This window comes from Streptomyces durocortorensis (assembly GCF_016901035.1).
Taxonomy (GTDB): Bacteria; Actinomycetota; Actinomycetes; order Streptomycetales; family Streptomycetaceae; genus Streptomyces; species Streptomyces durocortorensis.
Genome location: NZ_JAFEUF010000037.1, coordinates 31,121 through 42,826 on the forward strand (window position 1 = coordinate 31,121; position 11,706 = coordinate 42,826).

6 protein-coding genes and 1 pseudogene are annotated in these 11,706 nt (G+C 62.5%); 4 read left to right on the forward strand and 3 right to left on the reverse strand.

The window, feature by feature from the left end:
• Positions 1-21: 21 nt before the first annotated feature.
• Positions 22-165 (reverse strand): hypothetical protein, encoded by a 144-nt coding sequence (locus tag JS521_RS36570; protein ID WP_239487069.1) that lies wholly within the window; start codon positions 163-165, stop codon positions 22-24.
• A gap of 1,009 nt (positions 166-1,174) precedes the next feature.
• Between JS521_RS36570 and JS521_RS10585 the strand changes: the two genes are divergently transcribed.
• Positions 1,175-4,897, forward strand: a complete 3,723-nt coding sequence (locus JS521_RS10585) for a GDSL-type esterase/lipase family protein (protein ID WP_205082465.1) — start codon at positions 1,175-1,177, stop codon at positions 4,895-4,897.
• A gap of 110 nt (positions 4,898-5,007) precedes the next feature.
• Positions 5,008-5,445, forward strand: a complete 438-nt coding sequence (locus JS521_RS10590) for a hypothetical protein (protein ID WP_205082466.1) — start codon at positions 5,008-5,010, stop codon at positions 5,443-5,445.
• Positions 5,446-6,444: 999 nt separating this feature from the next.
• On the opposite strand, the pseudogene JS521_RS10595 reads toward JS521_RS10590, so the two are convergent.
• Positions 6,445-6,776: pseudogene (locus JS521_RS10595) on the reverse strand (IS110 family transposase); the annotation flags it as partial.
• Between the two features lie 1,090 nt (positions 6,777-7,866).
• Complete coding sequence (locus JS521_RS10600; protein ID WP_205082467.1) at positions 7,867-9,510, reverse strand: penicillin-binding transpeptidase domain-containing protein; 1,644 nt, start codon at positions 9,508-9,510, stop codon at positions 7,867-7,869.
• A 481-nt stretch (positions 9,511-9,991) separates the two neighbouring features.
• Between JS521_RS10600 and JS521_RS10605 the strand changes: the two genes are divergently transcribed.
• Both JS521_RS10605 and JS521_RS10610 read left to right on the forward strand, forming a co-directional pair.
• Complete coding sequence (locus tag JS521_RS10605; RefSeq protein ID WP_157846394.1) at positions 9,992-10,468, forward strand: hypothetical protein; 477 nt, start codon at positions 9,992-9,994, stop codon at positions 10,466-10,468.
• A 194-nt stretch (positions 10,469-10,662) separates the two neighbouring features.
• Positions 10,663-11,403 (forward strand): hypothetical protein, encoded by a 741-nt coding sequence (locus tag JS521_RS10610; RefSeq protein WP_205082468.1) that lies wholly within the window; start codon positions 10,663-10,665, stop codon positions 11,401-11,403.
• The last annotated feature ends 303 nt before the right edge of the window (positions 11,404-11,706 follow it).

An 11,706-nucleotide genomic window follows, 5' to 3' on the forward strand; every position in this document is an offset into this window, starting at 1 on the left:
GTGGGTGACCCGCGGATCCTCCTACTGGCGGGAGACCGACGGTGAAGCGGCGGGGGCCGTGGGGGTGCTGCTGCCCTGATAGGCGGCCTCGATCCTCTGCTTGAGCACGTCGCCCTGCCCCCGGCGCTCGGGCTCGGACTGCTCCTGGCGCTCGCTGTACTCCATGGTTCCCCCCTGGAAAAGGGACAAGCTAGGGGGCACCGGCATCCTGCACGTACAGGGGCAGCCCCGACGGCCGCGCGGGCTGCCGGGGCTGCTGCGAACCCGGTCGTACTCCATCCCAGGACCAAGCCTGTAAGGCACCGGGCCTGTCCCACACACTCCATGTCGGTGCGGTCTACGAGGGAGCATATTCGTCTTCGGATCTTCAGCGGAGGCGTTCGAGAGAAATGCACTTTGGTTCGTTTCGCACCTTCCGCACAAACGGAATCTCGTGCCCGAACTCATCCTTGCGTGCCTAGTTGATTGATGTCGCGGCGGCCGATTCCAGACACCTTCACCATCAAAGTCCAGGTGGGTGCATCGAAAACAGGCCTCATCATGTTGATCAGTGAAAGTATCGCCTCCATCGAGTTAGGTTTACGCAAGCAAAAAACCGGTAGATGCAATACTCGAAGCTGCGCGTTAAGGAATTATCCGTCAGCCCGCCCTCACCCGCACACGGCGGCACCTAATCCCTCCGCGACTGCTCCCGTGAGCTAGCCGGGCCGGGCACTGAATTGGGATGTCTGTGGCGCCTCGTTGGGAAGAAGCGACTCCTACCACATAGGACGAAAGGTCACCACGCCCCTTTCTTCGCAGCTCGTGGGCCGCCTGAGATTCTACGCCCAAGAAGGCACGTTCTACGGGCACTGAGCTTCTTTTCAACTGCCTCAAAGATATGCGCCGACTCACTGCCGCTAGTCCTGTCCGCACTCAATTCTGCCTGCTCGACAAGACCTATGAGAAGGAAAGCTAGTTGCGCAATCGAAGATTCTTACGCATCGGCACCTCGGCAATCGCGGCCACAGCGATTCTCGCCGGTCTCCTCCAAGGAACCGCCGCCGCCGAAACTCCTGGCGCTGCCACCGCGTCGACCTCTGCGGAATCGACTGCGGTCCCGCTACCGACTGTCCCTGCCGATCAGAGGCAACAGGTACTCGGCGAGGATTGGAAGGCATCTCCCGACCAAGCCGTGACCACGGCAGCGGACTCCCGGGGTCTGAAGATCCTTGCGGCAGAGAGCAGCAAGGCCTACGTGTGGCGGACGGTCGCCGCCCTGGCCGAGCCGGGTATGCCGGCGGACACTTGGATCGGCAACGCGTGCGCCATGGACAGTGACCATGTCGCTGCCGTGTACGCGCCGCGCACGTTCACCAACAAGCCCGATCTCATGCAGGGAGGCGCGTTCACCGCTGTCGTGAACGTGGGGACGGGAGAGGTCACGAAACTGCCGTTCACGGCGTCGCTCGCCTACTTCACTCCTTCCTGCAACTCCCAGACCCGCACCGCCACGTTCACTGCGTTCCGCGACAACAACACCCGCCTCGTGACCGTGGACACACAGGGCAAGACCGCCTCCGAGCTCTCTATGGCAGGTCAAGTAACGTCAGCCGTGCCCGTAGAAGACGGTCTCGTCGCTGCCAAGGGAGCACGCCTCGTACATGTAGCTCCGTCCGGCAAGACCAAGACTCTGGCCAGGACAGACGGCGCTCCGTTCCAGATCAGCCCCACGCACGGCGGGGTGGCGTTCCTGGACCGCAAGGGCGACACCGCACACGCGAAAATACGCGCGCAGAACGGAAAGCTGACGGCACTGGCGTCCGGCAATCTCGGAGAAATTTCCCTCAAGCGCGGCACTGGCCACCGTGTGTTCCTCACTGGACAACCCAAAAAACTGCGGCTGTCGGACACTGGTGTGACCCAGCTGGACGTCTCGGCGGACGCCGACGTTTCCAGCCACGGCCGGCTGGCGGTGGATCCCGTTCTGGCACCCGGTGTACGGGCCGGCCTGGACCACATCGACAACGCGGGGAAAGGCTTCACCGGTTCGGAGCCGACTCCGAACGCTCAAGAAGCCACAGACGAGGGTGCCAGCACCGTACCCCTGACGATCACGAGCACAGCCACCACCACAGGCAAGCCCTTAACCCAATCGGTGGCGGACACAACCAGCGCCAAGGGGAAGGACTCCTTCTCTCCCGCTCTCCAGACCTCCGGGAAGCAGAAGTCACTAGACAACAATCGAGGCGTGGCGGCAGCCGCCATTGGGAACGACCCGGTCGACACTGACCGCTGGTGCTCGATACCCCGTAACGACGTCAAGGCACTCGCTCTGCAGCCGACCTCCAACCAGGTCGAGTGGGCCGTCAACATGGCCATTCGTGGAGAACTACGGGCCAAGTGGATCACGCAGGGAGGCTGGCGCTCGCAGACGGGCCTTGGCAGCGTCGACCCGCAGGGACTGTTCCCGCCTCCCACGTTGAAGGGTGGCGGACGGATCCCGGCCCAGGTGCTTCTTGGTGTGCTCGCGCAGGAGTCGAACTTCTGGCAGGCCGAATCTGGAGCTGTTCCCGGCCAGATGAGCAGCCCGCTCGCGGCGGTCGCCGGCTTCTACGGGCACAAGGGCGAGACCTCCGAGGAATACTGGAAGATCCGCTGGGCCAACTCCGACTGCGGCTACGGCGTGGGCCAGGTCACCGACGGCATGCGCCTCGCCGGCCGCGAGAAGCCCGGAGAAGTGTCCCTCTCCCCGACGAAGCAAAAAGCGGTGGCCCTGGACTACGCGGTCAACATCGCTGCCTCCATGTACATTCTCGCCGACAAGTGGAACCAGGTACACACCACCGGGCAGACCATCACGGTCAACAACGACGACCCCTCGAAGCCCGAGAACTGGTTCGCCGCCCTGTGGAACTACAACCTCGGCTTCAACCCGAACAACGGCGACGGCAAGCCCTGGGGACTGGGCTGGTACAACAACCCCGCCAACCCGTTCTACCCACCGACGCGAAACCCGTTCATGACCGACCCCCGCGACGCTGCAAAGCCCCAGAACTGGCCCTACGAGGAAAAGGTCCTGGGCTGGGCCGCCTGGTCCATGGACACCGGCTACTCCTACTCCAGCGACGGACGCCAGGACTGGCCCGGTGAAACAGGATTCGACAGCGTCGGATTCCGCCCCTCCTGGTGGGTCGACAGACTGCAGCGCGACCGCGTGAAGCCACCTCTAAGCTCGTTCTGCAACGCCACCAACAACTGCAGCGCCACCAACCCGCCGGACTGCCCCGACGCGGAATGCTACGAGAAGTACTGGTGGCGCGGGGCGAACGTGACGTGGAAGGAGAACTGCGACAGAGACTGCGGCCACGAGAGCATCAAGTACGTCACGCCGCGCGCGGAACCCGGCCGCGGAACCCGCCTGAAGTACGGCACCCCGAAGTGCGACCCCGCTCCCACGGGCGCGTACATTGTGGAATCAGTACCCGACAACACCAACACCTACGGCGGCTGCGGCGCTGGCTCGACCGACAAAGGTGACTTCCAATTCACCTTCCGCCCTAATCCGGCAGCATCCGGACCCGGTCTCGGCCCCTACCAGGGCAAGGGCGACCTCCACCAAATCGGTGGCGGTCAGGGCGGGCACTTCTGGTACGCGCACACCCGCAACGCAGACCACCTCGGTGGCGACTCCGGCCTGATGACCATCAAGGGAACCTGGACTCTGAACAGCGCCATCTCCTGGGCCCGTGTCATGGTGTATCTCCCGGACACTGGGGCCCATACCCGCCAGGCGGCGTATGTGATCGGCGGCGCGGATACCACGAACAAGACCAGGATTGTCGAGCAACGCGCCAATCGATGGGTAAGCCTCGGGGTGTTCCGCTTCACCGGAACACCCACGGTCACCCTCACCAACGCCACCGCCGACGGCACCGCTGACGAGGACGTCGCCTGGGATTCTATTGCCTTCCAGCCGCTTCCCGGCAAACCAGATCAGAGCGTGGTCGCCATGGGCGACTCCTACACCTCCGGCGAAGGAGCCTCCGAACCCAAGGGAGACGACTACTACCCGGAATCGGACTATTACAACAAGGTTTGGGGTGACAAATGGAAAAACACATGTCACCGCTCCAAACATGCCTGGCCACGCCGCGCGGTCCTGCCCGGTGAGCAAAGCTCCGTGGGTTCACTTGAGGACTCGTGGAGTGCGAGGATGGACTTTCAGTTCGTCGCCTGCTCCGGAGCTCGCCACTACAACATCCTCAATAAAGTGCCCGACGCAGGAGAGCTACCACAGATCCAGCAGGGGTACCTGGATCAGCACACCACGTTGGTTGCGCTGTCAATCGGCGGCAACGACATGGGGTTCGGGGACGTCATCAAAAAATGTATAACGTCCCCCACCGACGTATGCCAGAACGGTTCGATCAAAGCCCGTAATCCTGACACAGGCGCGGAATACGAAACAGAAACTCCGCCGCTGAAAGACTGGCTTCCGGCGTGGGCACACAACGTGGTCCGACCCCGCTTGGTGAAAACGCTCAAGGCAATTCACGAAAAGGCACCCAACGCCAAGGTTGTCCTCATGGGCTATCCAAGGCTCCTCGAGAAGAGCGGTTCGTGCGTGCTCGGCATCGGTACGGCGGAAGCTCCCTGGCTGAACGATATGAGCGACCTCGTCGCTTCCGAGATGAAGGGGGCCGTTGCCGACACCGGGTCCTACGCGACCTTCGCCGACCCCCGTGCAGCGTTCGCCGGACAGGCAGTCTGCGGCTCCCCGGAGACGATCCATGGGATCGTAGTGACAGGACACTCGCAGGCCGATGATCCGGTGACTTCGATGAAGTCCTTCCACCCGAAGGTATCGGGGACATCTCACTACGCCAAGGCATTCGAGGAAGCCTTGGGCAAGTAGCACTCGTACATGGTGCTTTGGGGCGTCGTATCTCGCGGCGCCCCAAAGCCCCTTCAAAGTGAGTAGCTGTACTTATGGAAAATGACCGATCCACCGAGATAATGGTGCACATGGACTACTCGGTGAGAGCCTTGAAGACAGCGGCCGTGGCTGTGGTGGCCACTCTTGCTGCGTGGTGGCTGTTACATACCTTGAACTCTCTGATCGACGAGGCCACGGAGGCCGACGGAGCACGCGGCCCACTCGCAGGTGTGCTGCAATACTTCGCCGCCAACTCTGCGGCCCTAGCTCTCCAGCCTCTCGTCACGTGGGTGGGACTCCGTCTTGTCGGTGTTCGTGGGAACCATCTGGCTGTCATCATCAGTGCCCTCGTGTGGTGGACGACGACCTCAGGGCACCTTCTGAACTCGGTCCTCAGCCCAGCGGAAGCATTCTGGTGGTTCTCTGTGCAGTGCGCTGCCGCGACTCTTCCCTCGCTCCTGCAGCTCCAGCTCATGCCAGAGAGCACACAGCCCAAAACCCGCATCTCGAAACATGACGCCAGGTGAAGCCCCTCATACTGCGCGCTGCGTGGCGGCCGTTCCTTGCCGGCTTCAACGTGGTGGCCGGCTTCTGGACCTTCCTGGGATCGACCAGCCACCGTCAAGCACGGCGTTTAGCGAGCAGCGACACCGCTCGAGAGGCAGCGCAGGATGCTGAAAGTCGGCTGCGTGGCATCGTGGAGGCCTACGCGGCGAGCACACCTCTGGTGCTACGCCTACTGGTGATTAGAGACCACTACACACCTGGAAGGGCAGGCTGGGATCTCTTTCGCCCAGTGAGGGCCGCATACCGCGTGACCTGTGAAATGCATGTCACTGGCTACTTCAGTTCACCACTGACGCCAGCAGACACGATCACCCGGATACTGGGCGCGGGGGGTGCCGGCTTGTCGGGCATCCCGCTAACCCCGGAGACTGCCTGCCAAGACCGACCCGGCGAACTAACTCATGCCGGGCACACCCTCACCTGGGACCTTCCGACGGTCCTGGTTGCGGACTCCATCCAGCCCATGAACGTTCTTCGATGCTTTTACGAGCCCTCCTCTTCGGGCGGCTTGGATAGCATTCGAGCCACGTACGGCACCGTCTACTCGCTGGCCTTGCCGCCAGCCTCCTACTTCCACGTGCCACGGTGACACGAGCTCACGGCTGCCGCGCCAATTCAGCGGGAACGTAACGCACACGGCGATCAGCAGCGGCCGCAGCATCATCACGGATCTATCGACAACTGTGAGCGCTGAGACCGTCCTCGAAAGGGGACGTTGTGGCATGAGCGGCACCAGGAGGCCAGGTCTGCGTCCGGCCGCAGTGTTGGACCGAGTGAGTTCGCTGATGTAGGTGTCGATGGCCTGGGCGGGTCCTCTCCGGCACCGAAAAGATCACACGGCGTAGGCTCGCTGCCGTTCCTTTGGATTTCACCGCAGAGAGCAGCAGTCCTGCCGTCCCGAAAGGTGGTCGGTGAGCGATTCGTCCCGAGAGTCGCTCCGGTGCCGGGAACCACCACGCGCGGGCGGCGTCGGCGATGATGAACGCGTCCCTCGCGTCTGTCTTGGCCCCGCCGGAGTGGAGGTCAGCGATCCGCCGCATCGTCAGGCCGGGCAGGTAGGCGGTGCCGCCCAGATCCCGGGCGACCGCCAGCGGCAGGGCTCTCCGGGCGATGCCGGCTGGTCGACCACGACCAGCACCGATCCGTGCTTGGTCTGGAGTTTCGCGAACAGCTCGCGGAGCTTGGGTTCGGTGTTGGGCAGGCGCTTGTCGAACGCCTTCTTCCCGGCCGGGGTGACGGCGGTGGTGTGGTGTTCGCCCTTGCCGACGTCCAGGCCGAGATAGACGTCGATTGCGCGTCGCCTGGGAGGCTTTTCCCGATCCTTGGGCCGCACCCTCCGATGTTACTCACCCACGAGCAACCCTTCCGTGCAACCGTATCGGGGGAATGTCGGGCGCAGGTGAATTGTCGAGCTGTCTAATTTTAGACACTTCCGCCGCTAACTGCAGGTGGGGACGTCGAGATCACGCCGTCTCGCCCTCAGTGGACTCTTTTCACTTCAAGAATGAGTTAGGTTCTAGCGCGTGAAGGTTCCCGCCCGGAGGCGCCTGTCAGGCGCAGCAAAATGGAAATGAAACCAGAACATGATCCTCCGGTTGAGTCAAATCTGCCCGAATCGTCCGATTGGGTGGAAGGTGAGGGAAGGAAGTATTGGGCTGGGGTAAGGCTGGGTTTAATTTAGGTCAAAACGTCGGATAGTTTGCTCGATCGAGAATGGAATCTTCGTGCGTCGAATTTTTGTCACCCTCTTCTCCCTCCTTCTGGGGATTGCGGGGATGGGCCTGGTTTCGGCTCCCACGGCAAGTGCAGCTGGCTACGGATGTGGCGGATCTCTCGTTGGTCAGTACAATATCAAGGGTGCGGACAACAGCACTTGGGGAACCATCAACGTTTACTACTCCAGTTCAAACGGTGGTACCAACTGCGCCGTCAATGTGGCCAAGAAGTATGCGGGGACGCCGCATGGCATGGAGGTTCATCTTTTCCAGGGGAGCCGACGGGCGGATGACCGGGGTAAGTACTCGCAGTACGCCGGCCCTGTTTCCCTGACGGGGACTAACGGAAGATGCATCACTGTTTCGGGGGAAGTGAGCAATCCCTCGGGGTCGTCCGTCACCCTTGACAAGTGGTCAGACATCCACTGCAGTTGATGCTGCGCATCAGCGTTCACCTTCGCGAGTGGGGCTGAACGTGGTGGCCCACTCCACTCAATCGTGCGCCAGGTCAGGTGTGGCAGGAGTGGGATCTACGAGGCTCCCGTGTATGGGGGAAGAAATTTCGGCACCTCCCTCAGAGCGCGGGAGCCTCGTGCATTGCGCACCCGTCGAGAACAAAGACGGTTATGTTGGGCCGAATTTCCCGAGTGGTCGCCATGCGAGCCCTCACTGGCCCGCGCGCAGCACCTCCGCTACGACCGGGCCCGCCGCGTCGCCGCCGTGGCCGCCAGACTGGACGACCGCCGCCGCGGCGAGGTCGTTGCTGAAGCCGGTGAACCAGCTGTTCGATGTCTGCCCGTCCACCTCCGCCGAACCGGTCTTGGCGCCCTTGTCGCCACCGACGCCTGCCATGGCCTTGGTGCCGGTACCGTTGGGGCCGGTCGCGGTGTACCGCATCATCTCGCGCAACTGTTCCGCCACACCTGCCGGTAGAGGGCGGGCCGTAGCGAACGGTCGGTTGTCCAGCTCGCGGGAGACCAGGTAAGGCTGCTTGAAGACGCCGTTCTTCGCGGTGGCGGATACCGACGCCATGTTCAAGGGGCTCATCAGCACTTTGCCCTGCCCGATGTACGAGGCCGCGGTCTCGGCCCCCGAGGATTCCGGGATGCTGCCGTCGAAGGTGGGCACGCCGGTTTGCCAGTTGTCCCGACCGAGGCCGAAGTAGTCTCGCGACTCCTGGCCCAGAGCGGACCCAGCCCGGTCGCCGAGCGGTTTGATCGGCTTGATGAAGGTGCTGTTGCAGGACCGGGCGAAGGCGTCTCGCAGCGTGCCATTGGCAATGGAGAAGTCTTCAAGGTTGTGGAAGGTCACCCCTTCCCACGACACCGTGGAGGGGCACTCCACCTTCGCGTCCATACTTCCGAGGCCATTCTGGATGATCATCGCAGCTGTCACGACTTTCATCGTGGACCCGGGGGCCAACTGGCCGGTCATAGCTGCGTTGTAGCCGTCGGATCGGTTGTTGGCGATGGCCCGGATCGCACCCGTGGACGGCTGGACCGCCGCCACCGAGGACTCATCAAACTTCTTCACCGCCCGCTCGGCCGCCGCCTGAGTGCCCGCGTCCAGCGTCGTCTGGACCTTGCCCGGCTTGCCCTTGGCCAGGGTCAGCAGGTTGACGTCCGGCTGGGACTCGTCGGCGGGCTCGATCCAGGTCTCGATGCCGGCCGAACCGCCCGAGGTCTCCCCGTACTTCTGGCGCAGGGTGTCCAGGATCGTGCCGAGCGAGGGGTACTTCTCCTTCGTCAGCACCGTGCCGTTGCGGTCGACGGCCTCGATCGCCGGCGCCGAGGACTCACCCGTCTTCAGCGTCGCGCCCTCCGTCAACTGCGGGTGCACCACGGTCGGCTCCCAGTCGACGAGGGCCTTGCCCGTCGTCAGGCCGCGGACCACCGTCAGCTCCGAGGCGTAGGAGATGGGCTTCGACTTCCCCTCGTACGCAACGGTGGCCTTGACCGTGTACGGCACCTTCGTGCCGACGGCCGGGCCCGGGGTGATCTTCACCTTGCCGATGTGGGCGTCCTCGCCGTACGAGGCGAGCACCGGCTCCGCGCCCGACTCGTTGTTGGTCAGGAGCGCCGCCGCCGACGCGTCCCCGGCCGCCCACGCCTCGAAGAAGCCCTTCGACGTCTCCGCGATCTCCTCCGCGCTCGGCGGCCCCGTCTTGACCTCCGACGACTGGGACTGGCTCTGCGTGCCGCCGCCCCCGCCGCCGGTGTCCCCGAGCATGCTGTACGCCCCGTAACCGATCCCACCGGCCACCAGGACGAACGCTCCACCGATCACGGCGACCTTCGCTCCACTGCGCATCTCGCAGTCCCCCTCCCCAGGCGAGCCCCCTGAACATGTTCAAGGGGCAACCGTCAGGAACCCTAAGCGGTGGCGGCCGGCGATAAGGGGGTTGTTACCGGACCGGAATGCTTGGCCGGAAAGAGTCCATCAAGATGTCCTGCAAGCGCCCCACTCCCGTAGGTAACTGACAAGCCAAGCACCTAAGAGCCCCTGATTCGATGATGAAACGAAGCGTCACGCTCCACTTTAATTACGCATTGTCACAGAGGAATATCTTGGTGCCCTGTCCGAGAACAAGCGGCCCGGACGTCAGTGGCCGCCAGACGAATCCTGGCGAGATCCAGCCACACTCATTACGGAGCCCTCTAGGGGGCTGGTTTTCGTATAGTTTGGACACGCCACCACAGAGAGGCAGGGTGCAATATAGCGGAACAGGGTAATCCGCTACTCTCGAACGTCACTTCTATTGGATCAAGACATTCGCGAAAGAGTGAACAAGATGAAGCGAATTCTCGCGACCTCCATAATCTCCTTCACCGCCGTTTTCGGTGTAATGGTTGCCGCCCCGACAGCGAGCGCCGACGTTATCGATTACGAAAACCTCTACAGTTCCGAGGGGTGCAAAGAGCCGACTCCCTCGAAGTTCAAGTTTCACATCTACTTCAACTCGGGAATGGATGGATCCTATAGGAATATCGGGTACTCGGTTTACGACTTTGACCGGCTGAAGCCGGGGGGATCGGACCCGGGCGCCTACCCCCTCAGATTCTGCATTATAGGAGCCAGTGGTACACCGGGAGCCGGACAGAAAATAAAGAACAACGCCGCCTCTGCAGAGAACGACCACTACAAGTACAAGGCGAGAGTCCATTTTTACAGCGGATACACCGGACCCAAAGACGTGATGAACCCAGGGCAGACCATTGCGCGTTTCAGGTACGTGTACAACGAGAACGCCTCATTCTCTTGGGCCTAGTAGTATTCTGGAGACGAAACTTAGGAGTATCAGTGAAGATTAAGCCTGGCGTGGCTATCCCTGCTGTTGCGGCTTTCGCGGTAGGGGGTATCGCTCTTGCCGGAGTTTCGATAAGCGATGAGACGGGGGGAGCAAGTGCTACGAGCGGGACGCAGAGAGCTGAAGCGCCATCCAGTAAAGTCCCAGCGGCCCAGATGAGGAGCGAAGGCGACCCCGAAACGTGGAAGCTTCCGATTGAGTTTTTCCTTCCGGGAAAGGCAAACTCTCTGCAGGTAAGCAACGCCCGGGATACGATGATCGACGAATGCATGGCTCAAGAAGGATTCGAGGCTTGGCAACCAGCTCCTGACCTTCCGAGCATCGACGGAACTTCATTCACAGATCGCCGATATGGAATTCACGACGAGGAATTGACCCGCAAGCGTGGGTATCATCCGGATCTGGCACTACAGAATGCCTACGATGAAGCGATGAGAATCGGCGCCGTCGATATGTCGGGGTCAGACCCGGCGGCTCTGCGGACTTGCGTAGAGAAGGCCGACGGTACTGTGCCCGATCTCGAGGCCAGTGCCGTCGCTCAAGAAATCGACAACCGGTCCTTCATTGCATCAATGAAGGATACTGCGGTCATCAAGGTGTTCGGCCAGTGGTCTGACTGCATGAAGAAGTCGGGCTTCAACTACAAGACCCCGCTAGATGCACTGAGCGACTCCCGATTCGGAGACGCTAAGCAGGTCACAGATCTGGAAATCTCTACAGCCCAGACAGACCTTAAGTGCCGCAACCAGCACAAGGTTACCCAAACCTGGTTCGAAACTGAAGCGAAGATCCAGCAAGCGGAAATCAAAAAGCAACTTCCAGCACTGAACGCGGCGAATGAAGAAAATGCTTCGGCGACGTCCAAAGCCTCTGCATTTCTAAGGGATGGCCAGTAGTCAGGCTTCGATGCTGGCTCTGTCCGGGGCTGTTCGCGGTAGTTCGCCGGGCATGCGCTCCGGCCCAGAACACCGGCAGCGTTCCCCGCACACCGTCAGAAGCCGGAACCCGGCTGGGGCTTCGCCCCCCCCCGGGGGGCGCCCCGGGGGGGGGGGCCCCCCCCGGGGGGGGGGGGGGGGGGGGGGGGGGGGGGGGCGGGCGGGGGGGGGCCCCCCCCCGCCCCCGGGCCGCCCGGCGCGTGGCGTGAAGGCTGTCGGCCGTCGACGAAGACGCCGGCGCGCGCCACCCTCTTGCATCAGCCG